This is a genomic window from Pseudomonas sp. AAC (assembly GCF_000725445.1).
Classification (GTDB): domain Bacteria; phylum Pseudomonadota; class Gammaproteobacteria; order Pseudomonadales; family Pseudomonadaceae; genus Pseudomonas; species Pseudomonas citronellolis.
The window spans coordinates 475,045-494,965 of sequence record NZ_KL647096.1 but is presented as its reverse complement, the minus strand read 5'-3'; the positions used below and the strand labels follow the sequence as shown (position 1 = coordinate 494,965).

The 19,921-nt window shown below is 68.3% G+C and carries 16 protein-coding genes; 5 read left to right on the top strand and 11 right to left on the bottom strand.

The window, feature by feature from the left end:
- Positions 1-38 precede the first annotated feature (38 nt).
- Positions 39-917, top strand: coding sequence for an alpha/beta fold hydrolase (locus FG99_RS12055; RefSeq protein ID WP_043269834.1), 879 nt, complete (start codon positions 39-41; stop codon positions 915-917).
- Here FG99_RS12055 and FG99_RS12050 read toward each other — a convergent pair whose 3' ends face one another.
- The gene (locus tag FG99_RS12050) at positions 918-1,379 is read right to left on the bottom strand and encodes a DUF3301 domain-containing protein (RefSeq protein ID WP_043269833.1); all 462 of its coding nucleotides are present in this window, start codon (positions 1,377-1,379) and stop codon (positions 918-920) included.
- 124 nt (positions 1,380-1,503) lie between these two features.
- Between FG99_RS12050 and pdxY the strand changes: the two genes are divergently transcribed.
- Entirely contained in the window at positions 1,504-2,373 is an 870-nt protein-coding gene (pdxY, locus tag FG99_RS12045; protein WP_009614845.1) for a pyridoxal kinase PdxY, read from the top strand.
- Between the two features lie 46 nt (positions 2,374-2,419).
- Here pdxY and FG99_RS12040 read toward each other — a convergent pair whose 3' ends face one another.
- The 6 genes from FG99_RS12040 to FG99_RS12015 all read right to left on the bottom strand — a co-directional run bounded on the left by FG99_RS12040 (position 2,420) and on the right by FG99_RS12015 (position 9,197).
- Positions 2,420-2,710: a nucleotidyltransferase family protein gene (locus tag FG99_RS12040; RefSeq protein WP_043269831.1), complete on the bottom strand. Its 291-nt coding sequence runs from the start codon at positions 2,708-2,710 to the stop codon at positions 2,420-2,422.
- A 4-nt stretch (positions 2,711-2,714) separates the two neighbouring features.
- Positions 2,715-4,409 (bottom strand): YbaL family putative K(+) efflux transporter, encoded by a 1,695-nt coding sequence (ybaL, locus tag FG99_RS12035; protein ID WP_043269829.1) that lies wholly within the window; start codon positions 4,407-4,409, stop codon positions 2,715-2,717.
- A gap of 182 nt (positions 4,410-4,591) precedes the next feature.
- A complete protein-coding gene (locus FG99_RS12030) occupies positions 4,592-5,095 on the bottom strand; it encodes an acyl-CoA thioesterase (RefSeq protein WP_043269827.1) in 504 nt (167 codons plus the stop codon).
- Between the two features lie 142 nt (positions 5,096-5,237).
- On the bottom strand, positions 5,238-5,996 hold the full coding sequence (locus FG99_RS12025) for an SDR family NAD(P)-dependent oxidoreductase (protein ID WP_043269825.1): 759 nt from the start codon (positions 5,994-5,996) through the stop codon (positions 5,238-5,240).
- A 194-nt stretch (positions 5,997-6,190) separates the two neighbouring features.
- Entirely contained in the window at positions 6,191-7,573 is a 1,383-nt protein-coding gene (locus tag FG99_RS12020) for a glutamine synthetase family protein (protein ID WP_043269823.1), read from the bottom strand.
- 229 nt (positions 7,574-7,802) lie between these two features.
- Positions 7,803-9,197: an aspartate aminotransferase family protein gene (locus FG99_RS12015; protein WP_043270327.1), complete on the bottom strand. Its 1,395-nt coding sequence runs from the start codon at positions 9,195-9,197 to the stop codon at positions 7,803-7,805.
- 251 nt (positions 9,198-9,448) lie between these two features.
- On the opposite strand from FG99_RS12015, the gene FG99_RS12010 reads away from it, so the two are divergent.
- Positions 9,449-10,111, top strand: coding sequence for a GntR family transcriptional regulator (locus FG99_RS12010; protein ID WP_043269821.1), 663 nt, complete (start codon positions 9,449-9,451; stop codon positions 10,109-10,111).
- A gap of 7 nt (positions 10,112-10,118) precedes the next feature.
- On the opposite strand, the gene FG99_RS12005 is transcribed toward FG99_RS12010, so the two are convergent.
- The 3 genes from FG99_RS12005 to FG99_RS11995 all read right to left on the bottom strand — a co-directional run bounded on the left by FG99_RS12005 (position 10,119) and on the right by FG99_RS11995 (position 12,479).
- Positions 10,119-10,331, bottom strand: coding sequence for a YgdI/YgdR family lipoprotein (locus FG99_RS12005; RefSeq protein WP_009614860.1), 213 nt, complete (start codon positions 10,329-10,331; stop codon positions 10,119-10,121).
- A 104-nt stretch (positions 10,332-10,435) separates the two neighbouring features.
- On the bottom strand, positions 10,436-10,837 hold the full coding sequence (locus FG99_RS12000; protein ID WP_009614862.1) for an SMI1/KNR4 family protein: 402 nt from the start codon (positions 10,835-10,837) through the stop codon (positions 10,436-10,438).
- A gap of 772 nt (positions 10,838-11,609) precedes the next feature.
- Positions 11,610-12,479, bottom strand: a complete 870-nt coding sequence (locus FG99_RS11995; RefSeq protein WP_043269819.1) for a Tim44 domain-containing protein — start codon at positions 12,477-12,479, stop codon at positions 11,610-11,612.
- Between the two features lie 248 nt (positions 12,480-12,727).
- Between FG99_RS11995 and FG99_RS11990 the strand changes: the two genes are divergently transcribed.
- Positions 12,728-14,485 (top strand): cation:proton antiporter, encoded by a 1,758-nt coding sequence (locus FG99_RS11990; protein ID WP_043269817.1) that lies wholly within the window; start codon positions 12,728-12,730, stop codon positions 14,483-14,485.
- A gap of 221 nt (positions 14,486-14,706) precedes the next feature.
- Here FG99_RS11990 and uvrD read toward each other — a convergent pair whose 3' ends face one another.
- Positions 14,707-16,887 carry a DNA helicase II gene (uvrD, locus tag FG99_RS11985; RefSeq protein ID WP_043269815.1) on the bottom strand — a complete coding sequence of 727 codons (2,181 nt, stop codon included), beginning with the start codon at positions 16,885-16,887 and terminating at the stop codon, positions 14,707-14,709.
- 179 nt (positions 16,888-17,066) lie between these two features.
- On the opposite strand from uvrD, the gene FG99_RS11980 reads away from it, so the two are divergent.
- Entirely contained in the window at positions 17,067-19,919 is a 2,853-nt protein-coding gene (locus FG99_RS11980) for an EAL domain-containing protein (protein ID WP_043269812.1), read from the top strand.
- The last annotated feature ends 2 nt before the right edge of the window (positions 19,920-19,921 follow it).

Genomic DNA, 19,921 nt, shown 5'->3' with positions numbered 1-19,921 from the left:
GGGTCGCTACACTGCGCGACCCTCGAGGAGAACGTCCGATGCAGCTGATCGCCTGGTCCCATTCCTGTTCCGCCGGCTTCACCCTGCGCGGCTGGCGCAGCGAACCCAGCGGCAAGCCGTTGCTGCACTTCCTGCATGGCAATGGTTTCTGCGGGCGGGCCTACGAGCCGATGCTCAAGCACCTGGCGCGGGACTTCGACCTCTGGCTGTGCGACGTCCAGGGCCACGGCGACAGCGACCACGGCGGGCGCTTCCACGGCTGGAACCGCAACGCCGAGATGGCCGTGGAGGCCTTCGAGGCCGGCCGCGCGGTCTACGGCGAGGTGCCGCGCTACGCCTGCGGGCACAGCTTCGGCGGGGTGCTCAGCAGCCTGATCCTGGCGCGCCATCCGCAGCTGTTCGAACGCGCGGCGCTACTCGACCCGGTGCTGTTCACCCCGGCGATGATCGGCGTGATGGCGCTGTCCGAGGTGCTCGGCCTGCACGAGCGCCGGGCCATGGTGCAGAAGGCCAGGGCGCGGCGCAGCCAGTGGCCGGACCGCGCCGCCGCCTACGCCGGCCTGCACGGCCGCGGCATCTTCAAGGGCTGGACCGACGAGGCGCTATGGGCCTACGTGGAGAACGCCATCAAGGCGGTGGACGACGGCGTCGAGCTGAAATGCCGGCCGAGCCGCGAGGCGGAAATCTTCAGCTCCTTCCCCAAGCGCCTGTGGCCGTCGCTGGCGAAAGTGAGCACGCCGACCCTGGTGCTGTTCGGCGAGCGGACCTACCCCTTCGTGCCCAGGTCGGTGGCCCGCTGGTGCGCGCAGAACACCCACGTCGGCGGGCAGAACGTCGCCGGCGGGCATTGCTTCATGCAGGAATACCCCCAGGACAGCGCCGAGCGGGTGGCGCGCTTCCTGCTCGGGCACGAGTAGCTAGTCGCCGACCTTCTTGTCGGCGTGGTTGCGCCGCCACTCGTCCAGCCGCACCACCTCGGCCTTGTGCCGTGGCGCCTGTGGCTCGGCCGTGGGCGCTGGCAGGGCCTGGGCGATTTCCACCACCGCGTGCACTTCGTGGGGCTCGGGGTGGAAGCGGAAGGGCTCCAGCTCGATCGGGCCGGGGCGCTGGCCGAGCATGGTGATGCTGCCGTTGTAGCGGTCCTGGCCGCTGGCGGTGAACTCGAAGCCGTATTCCCGGGCCAGGCAGAGCATGCCGTTGGCGCCGCGGCGCAGGCGCAGGCGGCGCAGGGCGACGTTCTCGTCGAGCAGCTCCACCCCCTGCCGCGCGCAGTGCTGGCGCGCCAGCTGCAGGGCGCGCTCGCGGATGCCGTGGGCGCGCCACCACCAGGCGGCGGCCGTGGCCAGCAGGAGGAATACGAAAAGGTTGCCCAAGGTCACTTCAAGGCTCCGCTCGGGAAGAGGCGCTCCAGCTTACCGAGTCTGTAGGAACGCGGCGAGAGCCGCCGGTTCCCAGGTGGTGATTTGCGCCCCATACTGACACATCCAGTTGCAGGAATTCGTCATGTCGTCGCGCACTCCCCACGTCCTCGCCATCCAGTCCCACGTCGTCTTCGGCCATGCCGGCAACAGCGCCGCCGTGTTCCCGATGCGCCGCGTCGGGGTGAACGTCTGGCCGCTGAACACCGTGCAGTTCTCCAACCATACCCAGTATGGACACTGGACCGGCCAGGTGCTGCCGCCGGAGCAGATTCCGGCGCTGGTGGAGGGCATCGCCGCCATCGGCGAACTGGGCAACTGCGACGCCGTGCTCTCCGGCTACCTGGGCAGCGCCGCCCAGGGCCGCGCGATCCTCGAGGCGCTGGCGCGCATCCGCGAGGCCAACCCGCGGGCGATCTACCTGTGCGACCCGGTGATGGGCCACCCGGACAAGGGCTGCATCGTGGCCCCGGAAGTCGGCGAGTTCCTGCTCCAGGAAGCCGCCGCGGTGGCCGACTACCTGTGCCCCAACCAGCTGGAGCTGGACAGCTTCTGCCAGCGCAGCCCGCAGTCCCTGGAGGATTGCGTGGAGATGGCGCGCAGCCTGCTGGCGCGCGGCCCGAAGGCGGTGCTGGTGAAGCACCTGAACTACCCGGGTAAGCCGTCGGATGCCTTCGAGATGCTGCTGGTCAGCGCCGAGGGCAGCTGGCACCTGCGCCGCCCGCTGCTGGCCTTCCCGCGCCAGCCGGTGGGCGTCGGCGACCTGACCTCGGGCCTGTTCCTGGCCCGCCTGCTGCTGGGCGAGGCGCCCTGCACGGCCTTCGAATTCACCGCCGCGGCGGTGCACGAAGTGCTGCTGGAGACTCAGCACTGCGGCAGCTACGAACTGGAACTGGTGCGCGCCCAGGACCGCATCGCGCACCCGCGGGTGCGTTTCGAGGCGAAAGCGATCTGAGTTGAATGCAGGTTGCCTGGCGTGTTGTCCGTCAGGCGCCTGCCGGTCATATCGGCCTGGCTTCGCTCAGTAACCGGGCGCGGAATTTCGCTGGGATGTCGCCGGGCGTCAGCAAATCTACCTTCATGCCCAGTAGTTCCTGCAATTCGTCCTGCAGGCCGCCGAGATCGAACAGGTGGGTACCGGGTACCACGTCCACCAGCAGGTCGAGGTCGCTGCCATCCTGGTCGGTGCCATACAGGACCGAACCGAATATGCGTGGATTGAGCGCGCCGTAACGTAGCGCGAGGTCGCGCACGACCTCGCGATTCCGCTCCAGAGCGACCGAGGGCCTCATGGCCTCAAGCCGACTGCGGCAACCCATCCGGCTGCGGCGCCGGGGTGCCGTGCTGCTCGACGCGCTGGTACATGCCCTGGGCGATCTCGCGTTCGCCCATGATCACCAGGCTGGCGCCGTTCTGTTCCAGGTATTCCACCTCGGCGTCGAAGTGCGCGCGGGCGATGATGTCCAGCTCGGGGTTGGCCGCGCGGGCGCGGCTGGCGATCTGCCCGGCCTCGAAGCCGTTGGGGATGGCGATCAGCAGCCAGCGCGCGGTGGTGATGTTGGCCAGGGCCAGCACTTCCGGGTTGGCGGCGTTGCCGACCACTACGCTCAGGCCGCGCTCGCGCAGTTCGGCGGCCTTCTCGCGCTTGTCCTCGATCACCACCAGCGGCGTACCGTCCTTCTGCAGGCGCGCGCTGACCAGTTCGCCGACGCGGCCGTGGCCGATGAGGATGGCGTGCTCGTGCTCGCGCACCGGCGGCGGCAGGTCCTCGTCCTGCGCCTGGGCCTCGCTGGGCTGGGCGCTTTCCTTGCGCGCCTGCAGGCGCTCGATGGCGATGAACAGCAGCGGGTTGACCAGGATCGACAGGATGGCGCCGGCCAGCACCAGGTCGCGGCCCTGCTCGGGCAGCAGTTCGAGGGTCACGCCCAGGCCGACCAGGATGAAGGAGAACTCGCCGATCTGCGCCAGGCTGGCGGCGATGGTCAGCGCGGTGCTGTTGGGGTGGCCGAACAGGCGCACGATGACGTAGGCGGCCACCGATTTGCCGAAGACGATGACCAGGAAGGTGGCCAGCACCGGCAGCGGCTCCTGGATCAGGATCGCCGGGTTGAACAGCATGCCCACCGAGACGAAGAACAGCACGGCGAAGGCGTCGCGCAGGGGCAGCGAGTTTTCCGCCGCCTCGTGGCTGAGCTCGGATTCGTTGAGGATCATCCCGGCGAAGAAGGCGCCGAGGGCGAAGGACACGCCGAACACCACCGCCGAGCCGGTGGCGATGCCCAGGGCGATGGCCAGCACGGCGAGGGTGAACAGCTCGCGCGAACCGGTCGCCGCGACCTTCTCCAGGGCCCAGGGCACCACGCGGCGGCCGCCGAGGATCATCACCGCGACGAAGGCCACCACCTTGCCCAGGGTCAGCAGGATCGGCAGCAGGATGCCGCCGCTGGCGCCGTCCTCGGCCTTGCCGCCAAGCGTGCCGGCCAGCGCAGGCAGCAGCACCAGGGTGAGGACCATGGCCAGGTCTTCGACGATCAGCCAGCCGATGGCGATGCGCCCGCGCTTGGTGTCGATCAGCTGGCGTTGCTCCAGGGCGCGCAGCAGCACCACGGTGCTGGCCACCGACAGCGCCAGGCCGAACACCAGGCCGCCGCCCAGCGGCCAGCCCATCATCCAGGCCAGGCCCATGCCGAGCAGGGTGGCCACGCCGATCTGCACCACCGCGCCGGGGATGGCGATGGCCTTCACCGAGAGCAGGTCTTTCAACGAGAAGTGCAGGCCGACGCCGAACATCAGCAGGATCACCCCCAGTTCGGCGATTTCCGTCGACAGCGCCTGGTCGGCGACGTAGCCGGGGGTGAAGGGCCCGGCCAGCACGCCGGCCAGCAGGTAGCCGACCAGCGGCGAGATGCGCAGGCGGTTGGCCAGGGCACCGAGGATGAAGGCCAGCACGAAGCCGACGGCGAGGGTGGTCAGTAGCGGTGTGTGGTGCATGGTCTGGGCTCCGGGCACGCAGGGAACTGCCGCCCCGGGAGGGCGGTGGTTCGAAGGTGGATCACGGGGGCAAACCCGCGGATTGGGCAAGTCTAGGCGCTGGCGAGGCTTTCGGCCTTGCCGACGCTCAAGGTTAACTTGTTGACGCGCCGGACTTTTTCAGCGGCACTTGAGAAATCTTGTCAAGAAATGTCGGCATCCTTGTCCCATTCTTCACGAATTGCCTGGTAACGCTGCTCAAGTTCCTGGCGCAGCTGGCGGCGCTGCTGGGCCTGGGCGAAGCGCCGGCGCTCCTCCCGGGTGACCGGCTGCAGCGGCGGCACGGCAGTGGGTTTGCGCGCGTCGTCCAGCGCCACCATGGTGAAGAAGCAGCTGTTGGTGTGGCGCACGGATTTCTCGCGGATGTTCTCGGTGACCACCTTCACGCCGATCTCCATGGAGGTGCGGCCGGTGTAGTTGACCGAGGCGAGGAAGGTCACCAGTTCGCCGACATGGATCGGCTCGCGGAAGATCACCTGGTCGACCGAGAGGGTCACCACGTAGTGGCCGGCATAGCGGCTGGCGCAGGCGTAGGCGACCTCGTCGAGGTACTTGAGCAGGGTGCCGCCGTGGACGTTGCCGGAGAAGTTGGCCATGTCCGGGGTCATCAGGACGGTCATGCTGAGTTGGTGGTTGCCGGGTTCCATATCGCTCTCGCAAGGCGGGTGGGGGATGCCAAGACTGGACGCACTGCGCCCAGCCCCGCGACACACTCTTTTCTATACCCCCCATTGGCCCCGGGGAACAGGGGCGCGCGCCAATCGCCGGGCGATTGGCGCGCGGCGCGGCTCAGCGGCCGGCGGAGAGGCCGAAGTCGATGGCCAGGTCGGCGCCGGTGATGGCTTCGGATTGCGGGCCGCAGAGGTACCAGACCAGGTCGGCGACCTCTTCCGGGCGGATGAAGCGCGCTTCCTTGCCCTGTGGATAATCCCGCAGCAGGCCGAGCTTGTAGGCGGCGGGGTTGCCCTGGCCGTAGCGCTCGGCCTGGTAGTCGAGCATGGGCGTGGCGATGTCGGCCGGGGAGATGGCGTTGACGCGCACGCCGTCCGCGGCCAGTTCCAGGGCCAGGGTGCGGGTGAGCATGGTCAGCGCCGCCTTGCTCGCGCAGTAGGCCGCCGAGCCGCGGTAGGCCTGGCGCCCGGAGTCGCTGGAGATGTTCACGATGCAGCCGCGGTTGTCCTTGAGGTAGGGCGTGGCGGCCTGGCACATGTAGAACGCGGCCTTGAGGTTGACCCCCAGGACCAGGTCGAAGTCGTCCTCGTTGAAGTTCTCCACCGGGCCCTCGCGCCAGACCCCGGCGGCGTTGACCAGCGCGTCCAGGCGGCCGGTGCGGGCGAGGATGTCCGCCACCAGGCTCTGGCAGTTGTCCGCCCGGCGCAGGTCGGCCACGGCGCTGGCGTCCAGCGGCACCTGGGCGTTGAGCGCGTGCAGCCCGCTCTTGTCGACGTCGGTGGCGGCGATGCGCCAGTGACTCTGGGCGAAGCGCTTGGCGATGGCCTTGCCGAGGCCGCCGGCGGCCCCGGTGATCAGAACAACGGGTGTGCTCATTGACTGAGTGATCTCCCTGCCTGATAGGGAAACGGCGCGCCGTCAGGCAGTGGCGGCACGCCGCAAGGAAGAGGGCCGCACGGGCGGCCCTCTGTCTCTACTGACCAAGAAAAGACCAGAATCTTCGCTTTGCCAGGGTAATTTTTTCGTAAATCCCGCTGGAGCTTTCGTAGGCGACTGATGGTCGCGCTGGCTCAGGCGTGGTGCAGGTACCAGCGCCAGTCCTGCTCGCCGACTTCGCCCATGAACTGGCGGTACTCCTCCCACTTGATGGCCAGGAACACCTTGAGGAACTCCTCGCCCAGCGCCTCGCGGGCCCAGCTGGAGGCCTCCAGGGCGCGCAGCGCGGTGAGCCAGTCGGTGGGCAGGAACTCGCGGGCCTGCTCGTAGCCGTTGCCCTCGATGGCCGCGCCGGGGTCGAGCTGTTCGCGGATGCCCTTGTGGATGCCGGCGAGAATCGCCGCGGCGGCCAGGTAGGGGTTGGCGTCGGCGCCGCAGATGCGGTGCTCGATGTGCCGGCTCTTGGCCGGGCCGCCCGGCACGCGGAAGGACACGGTGCGGTTGTTTACTCCCCAGCTCTTGGCCAGCGGCGCGTAGCTGTTGGCCTGGAAGCGGCGGAAGGAGTTGGCGTTGGGGCAGAAGATGGCCAGGGAGTCGAGCAGCGTGGCCATCATGCCGCCGATGGAGTGCCGCAGCAGCGGCGTGCCTTGCGGGCCTTCAAGGTCGGAAAGCTCGCTGGCGTAGAGATTGTTGCCCTGTTCGTCGGCCAGGCTGACGTGCAGGTGCATGCCGCTGCCGGCACGATCGCCGAACGGCTTGGCCATGAAGCAGGCCTGCAGCCCGTGCTTGTTGGCCACGCCCTTGACCAGGCGCTTGTAGCGCACACCTTCGTCGATGGCCTGGAGCACGTCGAAGCGGTGCTCCAGGGTCAGTTCCAGCTGGCCGGGGGCGTATTCGGAGATGGCCGTGCGCACCGGCAGGCCCTGGGCCTCGCAGGCGGCGTAGAGGTCGTCGAGGAAGGGCTGCATCTGTTCCAGCTCGTAAACGCCATAGACCTGCGGCGCCTGCGGGCGCACGCCGTTCATCTGCAGCGCCGGCTGCGGGCGGCCCTGGGCGTCGCGCTGCTTGTCCAGCAGGTAGAACTCCAGTTCCACCGCCATCACCGGGTGCAGGCCCTCGGCCTTGAGCCGCTCGACCACGCGCACCAGGGCCTGGCGCGGGTCGGCCGGGGTGGCCGGCAGGCCCTGGGTCGGGTGCATGCTGACCTGCAGCTGGCCGGTGGGCGAGCTGCGCCAGGGCTGCAGGGTCAGGCTGCCGGGCAGCGGGTAGGTCCAGCAGTCGGCGTCGGCCACTTCCCAGACCAGCCCGGTGCCTTCGACGTCCTCGCCCTGCACGGTGAGCGCGAGGATCGAGCTGGGCAGCGGCCGGCCGTTGTCGTAGATGGCTAGCAGCTCGTCGCGGTGCAGCAGCTTGCCGCGCGGGATGCCGTTGGCGTCGATGATGAACAGCTCGATGCTGCGCACCTCGGGGTGCGCGGCGAGGAAGGCTTCGGCTTCCTTTCGATCGGCGAATTGCATGGTGGTCCTCGGTTGGCGCGGCGGCCGGATGTTCGCTTTGTAGGAGCAACTGTCTTGTAGGCTGCACCGTAGGATGGGTATCGCTTCGCTCAACCCATCCTACGACGGCGCTGCTCCTGTTCCTTGTAGGAGCGGATTCATCCGCGATCCGCCGGCAGGCGGTGGAAGGCATCGCGGACGGAGTCCGCTCCTGCGACGGTGTTTCGAGCGGGCCCAGGGACGCGTTGCATCAAGCCTCGCGCGCGCCAGGAATCGCCAGCAGCTCGCTGATGCCCGCGTCGAGGGTGTCGATCAGGCGGTCGACGTCGGCTTCGCTGGTGTCCGGGCAGCACAGGGTCATGTTGTGGAACGGCGTGATCAGGATGCCGCGGTTGATCAGGTACAGGTGCAGGGCCATCTGCAGTTCGTCGTGGAAGGCCGCTTCGGCCTCGGCGCCGGTGCGCGGCGAGACCGGGCAGAACTGGAACTCGCTGCGCGCGCCCAGCTCGGTCACCGACCACTTCAGGCCGTGCTTGGCGATCAGCCGGCGGAAGCCGTCGGCCAGGCGCCTGGCCAGCGGCAGCATGTGGTCGTAGGCGGCCTGGGTCATCACCTGTTCCAGGTTGGCGCGCATGCAGTGCATGGCCAGGGCGTTGGCCGAGAGGGTGGTGCCCATGCCGCTGTGGCCGTGGCCATGGCTGTCTTCCTGGGCCTTCTGCCGCGAGGCGAGCATCTTCTCGGCCATGTCCGCGCTGCAGCCGAAGATGCCGCAGGGCACGCCGCCGGCGATCGGCTTGCCGACCACGAAGAAGTCCGGGTCGAGGTTCCACAGTTTCGTGCAGCCGCCGATGCCGGTGGAGATGGTGTGGGTTTCGTCGATGATCAGCAGCGCGCCGTACTTGCGCGTCAGCTCGCGGCACTTCTGCAGGAAGCCCGGGTCGGGCAGGACCATGCCGATGTTGGTCATCGCCGGCTCGCACAGCAGGGCGCAGACGTCGCCCCTGGCCAGCGCGGCTTCCAGCGCTTCGACGTCGTTGAAGGGGATGGAGCGGCTGTACTGGGTCAGGTCGTAGGCCTGGCCGACCAGGCCGGAGCGCGGCACGGTCTCGCCGTCGCGGTAGCGCACCATGACGTCGTCGACGGTGCCGTGGTAGCAGCCGTCGAACACCAGCAGGGTGTTGCGCCCGGTGATGGCGCGGGCCCAGCGCAGCACGTAGCGGTTGGAGTCGGTGGCGGTGGCGGTGACCTGCCAGAACGGCAGGCCGAAGCGCGCGGCCAGCAGTTCGCCGCAGACCACGGCGTCTTCGCCCGGGAGCATGGTGGTCAGGCCGTTGTTGGCCTGTTCGGCGATGGCCTTGGCCACCGGATCTGGCGAGTGGCCGAACATGGTGCCGGTGTCGCCCAGGCAGAAGTCGACGTACTCGTGGCCGTCCACGTCGTAGAAGCGGGCGCCCTTGGCGCGCTCGACGAACAGTGGGCAGGGGGTGGCCCAGTCGGCCATCCAGTGCATGGGCACGCCGGCGTACAGCGAGTTGCGCGCGCGCTCGGCCAGGGCCACGGATTTCGGGTTCTGCTCCAGGAAGCGTTGGCGTTCGCGGGCAGTGAATACGTCCACGGCCTGTTGGGCGATTCCGCTGGCGGTCATCTTGCACACCTCGTTCGTTTTTTCGCACATCTTCCATTTGTGATCACAAAAAAGTCAATACATGCTGCGGGACGCCTGTTAATCTTTCTTCTCAACAGAATTTGTGATCACAAAACAGAATGGCTCATGGGAGCGCACTGGCAAGGCCAGTTGGCGCGCCTGATCGGAACAAGGGAAAAAGAAGATGACGCACAATTGCAGCCTGACCTTCGCCCAACTGCCGGCGCCGCCGGCCCGCGCGGAGTGACGCCATGGCCGAGAACCTCCAGCAGCAGCTGTACCAGAACCTGCGCCAGGCCCTGCTCAGCGGGCGCTTCCAGCCCGGCGAGCGGTTGAAGATTCGCGATCTGGCCGACGAATGGGGCACCAGCCCGATGCCGGTGCGCGCCGCGCTGCAACGGTTGGTCGCCGAGGGCGCCCTGGAGGGCGAGCCGCAGCGCTCGCTGCGGGTGCCGCTGATGACCCGCGAGCGCTTCCTGCAGATCCTGCAGATTCGCCAGTCACTGGAGGGGCTTGCGGTGGAGGATGGGGTGCCGCGCCTGCAAGGGGCGGACATCGAGGTCCTGCAGGCCTGTACCGAAGCCATGGAGGAGGCCGTGCGGCGGCGCGACGTGCAGGCCTACCTGGAGCACAACAGCCGCTTCCACCTGACGCTCTACCGCGCCTGCGGCAACCCTACGCTATTGCGCATGATCGAGGCGCTGTGGCTGCAGGTCGGGCCCTTTTTCAACCGGCTGTTCACCGGCGCCGACCTGTCGCTGCGCCTGAACGACTTCCACGGCCAGGCCCTGGACGCGATCCGGCGGGGCGATGCCCGCGGCGCGCGGGCGGCCATCGAGCAGGACCTGGGCTACTTCGGCCAATACCTGCTGAATCTGCTGGCGCTGGAGTCGGGGGCGAGCGTGACGCGCTGAGGGCGCGTCACTCGGTCTTGATGTAGCGGACGTTTTCCTTGCGGATGAGGATCGTCTGCCCGTCGAGCTGCTCGAACTCGTAGTAGTCGTGGTACTTGTCGAAATCGGCATGGTCCTTTACCAGGACCTCGCTGCCGTCGTTCAGCATCACCACGGCCTTGTCGGCACAGCCGGCCAGGCCGAACAGCAGCGCGCTGAGGAGTAGGAATTTCAGCTTCATAGAGTCTCCAAGGGACATCGTGGACCGGCCTTGGCAGAAGGTTTGGGTACACGCTCGGTAGCCACTGTGACAACCGCTCCGCTTGGAAATTCAGTGCTCCGGGCTCAGGTGTCCAACCATACGTCGCGTGCCCAGGTCCACACCGAGTCCCAGGTTTCCTCGGTCAGTTCGCCGTCCGCCCAGAGCACCACCTCGCCGTCCTGGGCCACCGCATAGTAGTCGTCGCCATCGGCGCAGAGCGGTATCAGCTCGCGCGGCAGGCCCATCGCCCAGGCCACCGCGGCCACCTCCGGCAGGTAGGTATGGGAGTGCGGATCGGTCACCGTGACCGGCTCCAGGCGGCCGTAGACCACGTCGCTGACCTTCAGGAGGAACTCGCGGAATTCCGACGGAAGGCCGATCAGCAGCTCTTCCTCGATCTCCACCAGCAGTTCCTCGTCCGGCAGCTCCAGGGGGACAGGGACGGGCTCGTTGAGTTCACGCAATTGGTCGATGACGTCTTCCACGGCAGGGGCCTCTCGATTGACTGGGGCGCTTTATACAGTAGTAGCCGGGCCTGGGCGCAAGTTCACGTTGGGGGTGTTTGGCGGACGAGTGGAAGGGATTGGGGTGGGGGCTGTCCTGAGCGGGGTGTCGATCAGGCGCCATTGGGGTGGTTCCGGGCTACCCTCGCGAATTCCCCGCCACGGAGGCCCGGACCAGGTGTCTCCCGTCGAGGGTACGTCCCTGCAGTCCATCGGGGCTCTCGCGACATTCATGTCGCATGACCTCCTGAGTGCGGAGGTTTCTCTGGAAGTCCGAATCGCGGACAGAGTCCGCTCCTACGGTTCCAGGAAGCGCGGGCGTAGGAGCAACCGTCTTGCGCCGGGGCGCTTTTCGTAGGATGGGTTGAGCTTGCGAAACCCATGCGGTTGCGCTGATGGGTATCGCTTCGCTCAACACCATCCTACGGGTCTCGTGTTTGCCGGAGGGGGTAGCGGACCTTGTCCGCGATGGCCGGAACCTCCGGCGCGATTCGCGGATGAGATCCTACGCTGCCCACCCGCGCCATTCCCCTGTAGGAGCGCGCCCTGCGCGCGAAATCGCGGGCAGGGCCCGCTTACAGGTTGCCGGGAGGCACGGTATTCCTCCCGCCGTAGGAGCGGACTCTGTCCGCGATTGGACTCACCGGCCACGCCGGACGCCCCGGTGGCACTCCCGGATACGAAAACGCCGTTTCCCGGAGAAGGGAAACGGCGTTCTGTCTTGCTCAAGCGAACAGCCCTACGGCAGAGGCCATCAGCCGTTCTGGCGGATGCCTGCCAGCAGCCAGGGCTGGTCCTGGCCCTGGGCGCGTTCCATGCGCCAGCTTTCGCTGAAGGTTTCGCCCTGGTCGAAGCGCGAGGTCTTGGAGAGGCCGCTGAAGGTCAGGGTGGCGATGGTCTTGTCGGCCTGGTCGTCGACGCCTTCCAGTTGCACCTGCAGGTTGTCGATGTAGGTGGACTGGTAGCCGTCGCCCAGTTCGGCGCGTTCCTGCTTCAGCCACTGCAGCATCTGCGGGGTGACGAACTCGGCGATCTTGTCCATCTCGTTGGCGTCCCAGTGCTGTTGCAGGGACAGGAAGTGCTCGCGGGCGGCGCCGACGAAGCGCTGCTCGTCGAACCAGCTCGGCGCGTTGATCGCCGGGGCGGCCGCGGCCGGACGGGCGCTGGCGCCGAACGGCGACGGCTGGGCGGCCGGCATCTCGCGCTGTTGCGGCGCATGGCCGGCCATCGCCGGCTGGCCCTGGGCCTGCTGGCGGCGACGCGAGGCGATGAAGCGGAAGGCGATGAAGGCGATCAGGGCGATGATCAGGATGTCGAGGAACTGCATGCCCTGGAAGCCGTCGCCCATGAACATGGAGGCCAGCAGGCCGCCGGCGGCGATGCCGGCCAGCGGACCCAGCCAGCGGGATGCACCGCCGGCCGCGGCGGCGCCTGCGGCCGCACCGGCTGCGGGCGCGGCGGCGTTGGGGGTGTTCGGGGCGGTGTTCGGTTGCACCTGGCGGGTCTGGTGGCTCGGCGCCGAGCCCATGCTCTTGCCGCCGCCGAAACGTTTGGCGGCATTGACGTCGAGGCTGAGCGTCACGGCGACACAGAAGGCCATGGCAAGGCTGAGAAAGCGCTTCATCGGGGTGATTCTCTTGGTTGGAATACGACGCGCGTCATGTTGCCGAGCCCGGCCGCCAGGGACCAGCCGGATTTTGTTTCCGGCTATTGCCCCTGCGACATCCGGGCGCAGCGGGCAGCCCCGGCGCGAACGTCTGTTACCGGGTTTTTCAGCGGCCTCGAAGACGCTGGCCGTTTGATAGGCTGGCGCCCTAGCGGGGCCGCTGGCCGCGCGATCCCCCACTGCCACATCGCGCGAGGACCGCCGCCATGCACGCTATCGACTTCATCCAGGACCTGGCGGTGATCATGCTGATCGCCGGTTTCGTCACCATCCTCTGCCACCGCTTCAAGCAGCCGGTGGTGCTCGGCTACATCATCGCCGGGGTGATCATCGGCCCGCACACGCCGCCCTTCGCCCTGGTCCACGACGAGCAGACCATCAAGACCCTCGCCGAGCTGGGGGTGATCTTCCTGATGTTCTGCCTGGGCTTGGAGTTTTCCCTGCGCAAGCTGTTCCAGGTCGGCGCCACGGCTTTCCTCGCGGCTTTCCTGGAGATCACCCTGATGATCTGGGCCGGCTTCGAGATCGGCCGGCTGTTCGACTGGAACACCATGGACTCGCTGTTCCTCGGCGCCATCCTGGCGATGTCCTCGACCACCATCATCATCAAGGTGCTGGGCGACCTGAAGCTGAAGAACGAGCGCTTCGCCCAGCTGATCTTCGGCGTGCTGATCATCGAGGACATCCTCGGCATCGGCATCATCGCGCTGTTCTCGGGCATCGCCGTGAGCGGTGCGGTGGAGGCCGACCAGGTGGTCTCCACGGTGGGCAAGCTGAGCCTGTTCATGGTCGTCGCGCTGGTCGTCGGCATCCTGCTGGTGCCGCGCCTGCTGGCCTACGTGGCGAAGTTCGAGAGCAACGAGATGCTGCTGGTGACGGTGCTCGGCCTGTGCTTCGGCTTCTGCCTGCTGGTGATCAAGCTGGAATACAGCGTGGTGCTGGGCGCCTTCCTGATCGGCGCGATCATGGCCGAGTCGCGCCAGCTGGTGCAGATCGAACGGCTGATGGAGCCGGTGCGCGACATGTTCAGCGCCATCTTCTTCGTCGCCATCGGCCTGACCATCGACCCGCGGGTGCTGGTGGACTACGCCGCGCCGATCCTGGTCATCACCCTGGTGGTGGTGCTCGGCAAGCTGGTGTCCTGCGGCACCGGCGCCTTCATCGCCGGCAACGACGGGCGCACCTCGATGCGCGTGGGCATGGGCCTGTCGCAGATCGGCGAGTTCTCCTTCATCATCGCCGCCCTGGGCATGAGCCTGGGGGTGACCAGCGACTTCCTCTACCCGGTGGTGGTCGGCGTGTCGGCCATCACCACCCTGCTGACGCCCTACCTGATCCGCTCCGCCGACCCCCTGGCGCTGTACCTGGGGCGCACCCTGCCTTCGCCCATGGTGCGGGTGTTCGGCCTGTACGGCGAATGGCTGCGCAGCATCCGCCCGCGCGGCGACAAGGCGGTGCTGGCCGGGATGATCCGGCGCATCCTGCTGCAGGTGGGGGTGAACCTGGTGCTGGTGATCGCCATCTTCTTCGGCCTGGCGTTCTTCGCCGGGCGGATCGCCGAGTGGCTGGCCAACTGGGTCGAGCATGAGGCGCTGCACAAGGCGCTGATCTGGGGCGCCGCGCTGCTGCTGTCGTTGCCCTTCCTGATCGCCGCCTACCGCAAGCTCAAGGCGCTGGCCATGCTGCTGGCGGAAATGGGCGTCAAGGCCGAGAGCGCCGGGCGCCACACCGCGCGGGTACGCCGGGTGATCGCCGAGATGATCCCGCTGCTGTCCCTGGGCGGCATGATGCTGCTGCTGGCGGCGCTCAGTTCGAGCATCCTGCCGCCGGGCGAGCTGCTGGTGGTGGTGGGCCTGGTGGCCGCGCTGGCGCTGGCGGTGGGCTGGCGCTGGTTCATCCGCCTGCATTCGCGGATGCAGATCGCCCTGCTGGAAACCCTGGAGCAGGGCAAGGGCGGGCATTGAGCGTGCCGGGGCGATGCGGCGTATAACCGCGAACGGTTATACACCCTACGAAACCCAGGCGGTCGTGGTGATGGGTATCGCTTCGCTCAACCCATCCTACGGGGCTACGAGGCTACGGGGCTTTTCGTAGGAGCGAGCTTGCTCGCGAACGGCCCTGGCGAAAGAGCGTTCGCGAGCAAGCTCGCTCCTACAGGTGATGCCTGACGTTGGGGGCGGTGGCTCTACACCGCCTCCAGCTTGGCGTAGCCGAGCATCAGCCACTTGCTGCCTTCGCTGTCGAAGTTCACCTGCACCCGGGCCTGGGCGCCGGAGCCTTCGAAGTTGAGGATCACGCCGTCGCCGAACAGCGGGTGGCGTACCGACTGGCCGAGGGCGAAGGGGGTTTCCGGCACGCCGGCGCCGCTGAACAGGCTGCCGCTGCGCTGGTTGCCGGACAGCGGCCGGCTCACCGAGTTGGACAGGCGCACTTCCTGGATCAGGCCCGGCGGGATTTCGCGGACGAAGCGCGAGACCTTGTTGTAGGTCTCGCTGCCGTACAGGCGGCGCGTCTCGGCGTAGGTCAGCACCAGGCGCTGCATGGCGCGGGTGATGCCGACGTAGGCCAGGCGGCGTTCCTCTTCCAGGCGGCCGGGCTCTTCCAGGCTCATCTTGTGCGGGAACAGGCCTTCTTCCATGCCGGCCAGGAACACCAGGGGGAACTCCAGGCCCTTGGCGCTGTGCAGGGTCATCAGCTGCACGCTGTCCTCGAAGGCGTCGGCCTGGGTGTCGCCGGCCTCCAGCGCGGTGTGGTCGAGGAAGGCCACCAGCGGCGGGATGTCCTCGTCCTCGGGGTTCTCGAAGGCGCGGGCGGCGCTGACCAGTTCCTCCAGGTTCTCCACCCGGGCCTGGCCTTTCTCGCCCTTTTCTTCCTTGTGGTAGCTGATCAGCCCGGACTGCTCGATGACCGTCTGGGTCATCTGGTGCAGCGGCATGCCCTCGACCTGCTGGGCCAGCAGGTCGACTGTTTCGAGGAAGCCGTTGAGCGCGCTGGCGGCGCGGCCGGTCACGGCTTTCGCGGCGATCACGTCGTTGATCGCGCGCCACATGGAGGTGCCGTTGAGCCGCGCGGCGTTGCGGATGGCTTCGACGGTCTTCTCGCCGATGCCGCGCGGCGGGATGTTGACCACCCGTTCCAGCGCGGCGTCGTCGTCGCGCAGGCGGATCAGCCGCAGGTAGGCCAGGGCGTTCTTGATCTCGGCGCGCTCGAAGAAGCGCTGGCCGCCGTAGATGCGGTAGGGGATCTTCTCCCGCAGCAGGGCCTCTTCCAGCACCCGCGACTGCGCGTTGGAGCGGTAGAGAATGGCGATCTCGCTGCGCTTGAGGCCGTCCTTGCGCAGGGCGTCCTCGATGGTCTCGACGATGTAGCGGGCCTCGTCGTGCTCGTTGAAGCCGGCGTAGAGGGTGATGGGCTCGCCATCCACTCCGTCGGTCCAGAGTTCCTTGCCCAGGCGCCCGTGGTTGTTGGCGATCAGGGCGTTGGCGGCCTTGAGGATGGTGGCGGTGGAGCGGTAGTTCTGCTCCAGGCGGATGTCCTCGGTGCCGGCGAAGTCGTCGGCGAACTGCTGAATGTTCTCGATCTTGGCGCCGCGCCAGCCGTAGATCGACTGGTCGTCGTCGCCCACCACCATCAGGCTCTCGCCGCCCTTGGCCAGCAGGCGCAGCCAGGCGTACTGCACGGCGTTGGTGTCCTGGAACTCGTCCACCAGGATGTGCCGGAAGCGCCGCTGGTAGTGCGCCAGCAGGCCGGGGTCGTTGCGCCACAGGTCCAGCGAGCGCAGCAGCAGCTCGGCGAAGTCGACCACCCCGGCGCGGGCGCAGGCCTCTTCGTAGGCCTGGTAGACGCTGACCATGGTGGCCAGGTAGAGGTCGCCGCTGGCCTGGATGTTCTGCGGGCGGTTGCCCTCGTCCTTCTGCGCGTTGATGAACCACTGCGCCTGGCGCGGCGGCCAGCGCTGCTCGTCCAGGCCCAGTTCGCGCACCACGCGCTTGACCAGGCGCAGCTGGTCGTCGCTGTCGAGGATCTGGAAGCCCTCGGGCAGCCCGGCCTCGCGCCAGTGGGCGCGCAGCAGGCGGTGGGCCAGGCCGTGGAAGGTGCCGACCCACATGCCCGCCGGGTTGATCCCCAGCAACTGCTCGATGCGCGCGCGCATCTCCGCCGCCGCCTTGTTGGTGAAGGTCACCGCCAGGATGCTGTGGGGCGAGGCGTGCTCCACCTGGATCAGCCAGGCGATGCGGTGCACCAGCACGCGGGTCTTGCCCGAGCCGGCGCCGGCGAGCACGCGCTGGTGGCCCAGCGGCGCGGCCACGGCCTGGCGCTGCGGGTCGTTGAGGGAGTTGAGCAGGAGGGAGAGGTCGTCGTTCATGGGGCGGCATTCTACCGACGGCGGGGAAAGCCCGGCAAACCAAAGCGCCGTCCGGCACCTGCCCGACGAAAGTTCAGCGATTTGCTGGCATATTGCCGCTTTCCCGAGCTTGGGCGACCCTGCCGCCTCGGTTATGCTCGGGCCACGCCAAGGCCGACCACTACAAGAAAAAGCCGCCTATGACCGCATACCTGGATACCTCGGCCGCGCCTTTCAGCCAGGCCGAGATCCGCCAGCAATACGCCCACGAACTGGCCATCGAGCGCACCCGCCTGCTCTACCAGGGCTCGCGGGTGCCGACCCTGCTCATGCTGCTCAACGGCCTGGCCTGCGCCGGCCTGCTCTGGCACAGCCAGGATGGCCTGCTGCTGTCCGGCTGGCTGGTGTGGCTGGTACTGCTGGCGGTGATGCGGCTGATCCAGGTCGCCGCCTTCCACAATGCCGAGCCGCAGCGCCAGGCCGAAGCGCACTGGCAGCGGGCGTTCCTCTTCGGCGCCGGCGCCTCGGGGCTGACCCTGGCCTTCGCCGCCATCGCCCTGGTGCCGCCCGACGCCTTCCTGCAGCAGGCCCTGGTGTTCGGCCTGATCGCCGCGGCCATTCTTTCCGCCAGCGTCGCCTACGCGGTGAGCCTGCCGGCCTTCCTGACTTTCGCCTTGCCCTGCCTGCTGCCGTCCATCGGCTACCTGCTGCTCCGGGGCAGCGATCTGCAGCAGGGCTGGGGGCTGCTCGGCTCGATCCTGCTGTCGGCCCTGCTGGTGGTGGCCTGGCAGGTCAACCGGCTGGTCCAGGGCAGCCTGCTGCGGCGCTTCCAGACCCTCGCCCTGGTGGCCCACCTGGAGCAGGCCAAGGGCCGCGCGGAAGCCCTCAACCAGGACCTGGGCCGCGAGGTTGAGCAGCGCCGCAGCGCCGAACGCGCCCTGCGCGAGGCGCGCGACCAGCTGCAGGTGCGGGTCGAGGCCGGCAGCGTCGAGCTGAGCAACAGCCAGGCGCGCCTGGCCATGGCCCTGGAGGCCAGCGAGCTGGGGCTGTGGGACTGGAACCTGCGCACCGACGAGGTGCACCACTCGCGCCTGCGGGAAATCTTCGGCCTCGACCAGGACGCGGTGCGCAGCATGCGCGCCGACCTGCGCCCGCTGCTGCACCCGGACGACGTGCCGCTGCTGCGCCGGGCCCTGGCCGACCACCTGCGCGGGCGCACCGACGGCTACCGCGTCGAATACCGCGTGCGCCACGCCGACGGCCACTGGGTGTGGGTGGAGGACCGCGGCCGGGTGATGGCCCGCGACGCCCGCGGCAAGGTCACGCGGATGGTCGGCACCCGCTGCGACGTCAGCGCGCGCAAGCGCCGCGAGGAGGAACAGCGCCTGGCCGCCACCGTGTTCGAGGCGGCCAGCGAGGGCATCGTCATCCTCGATGCCGACTACCGCCTGCTGGCGGTCAACCAGGCCTTCAGCCGCGTCACCGGGCACCGCCCGGAAGAGGTGATCGGCCAGGTCGCCACCAGCCTTTCCGGCAACCCCGAGACGCGCCGCCAGTACCTGCTGATCCGCGAGGAGCTGGAGCGCGCCGGCAGCTGGCAGGGCGAGCTGCTGGAGACGCGCAAGAACGGCGAGCCCTATCCGCAATGGCTGCAGCTGAACATGGTGCGCGACAACCGCGGCCAGCTGTCCCACGTGGTGGGCTTCTTCGCCGACCTCACCGCGCGCCGCGACGCCGAGGAGCGCCTGCGCTACCTGTCGCACTACGACGAGCTCACCGGCCTGGCCAACCGCGGCCTGTTCAAGCAGCGCCTGCACGATGCCGGCCAGCGCGCGCGGCACAGCGGGCGCAGCCTGGCCCTGCTGCTGATCGACCTGGACCGCTTCAAGCTGCTCAACGACAGCCTCGGCCACGAGGTCGGCGACCAGTTGCTGCGGCAGATCGCCCGGCGTCTGACCCAGGCGGTGCCGGAGGCGGACACCATCGCCCGGCTGTCGGCCGACGAGTTCGCCGTGCTGGTGGATTCCTATTCCAGCCTCTCGGCCCTGGCGCGCCTGTCCAGCCGCCTGCTCACGCGCCTGCGCATGCCGATGAGCGTCGCCGGCGAGGAGCTGATGCTCAGCGCCTCCCTGGGCATCAGCCTGCTGCCGGAGAACGCGCGGGAGATTTCCGCGCTGATGAGCCAGGCGAACATGGCCATGCAGCATGCCAAGCACCTGGGCGGCAACACCTTCCAGTTCTTCACCGACAACCTCCAGGCCTGCACCCTGGAGCGCCTGCAGCTGGAAGTGCAGCTGCGCAAGGCCGTCGAGGATGGCCAGCTGGAGGTGCACTACCAGCCCAAGCTGAACCTGGCCAACGGCCGCCTGGACAGCGCCGAGGCCCTGGTGCGCTGGCGCCATCCGCTGCAGGGCATGATCCCGCCCGGCGACTTCATTCCCCTGGCCGAGGAAGCCGGGCTGATCGGCGCCATCGGCGAGTTCGTGCTGCGCCGCGCCTGCCACCAGGGACGCACCTGGCAGGCCCGCGGCCTGGCCGAGCTGCGGGTGTCGGTGAACCTCTCGGTGCACCAGCTGCGCCAGGGCAACCTGGTCAGCCTGGTGCGCACCGTGCTCGACGAAACCGGCCTGGAGCCGCGGCTGCTGGAGCTGGAGATCACCGAGAGCCAGCTGCTGGAGAACGTCGAGAGCGTCAGCACCACCTTCCGCCAGCTGCGCGAGATGGGCGTGAAGCTGGCCATCGACGACTTCGGCACCGGCTATTCCTCGCTCAGCTACCTCAAGCGCTTCCCGGTGGACTACGTGAAGATCGACCAGACCTTCATCCGCGACCTGTCCGCCCAGGGCGAGGACGCCGCCATCACCCGCGCCATCATCGCCATGGTCCACAGCCTGGAGCTGAAGGTGGTGGCCGAGGGCGTGGAGCGCCAGGAGCAGCTGGACTTCCTGCGCCAGCACCGCTGCGACGAGATCCAGGGCTACCTGATCAGCCCGCCGCTGGCGCCGGCGGCCTTCACCGCCTTCCTCGAGGCCCACGGCCAGCGGCCGCGCTAGGC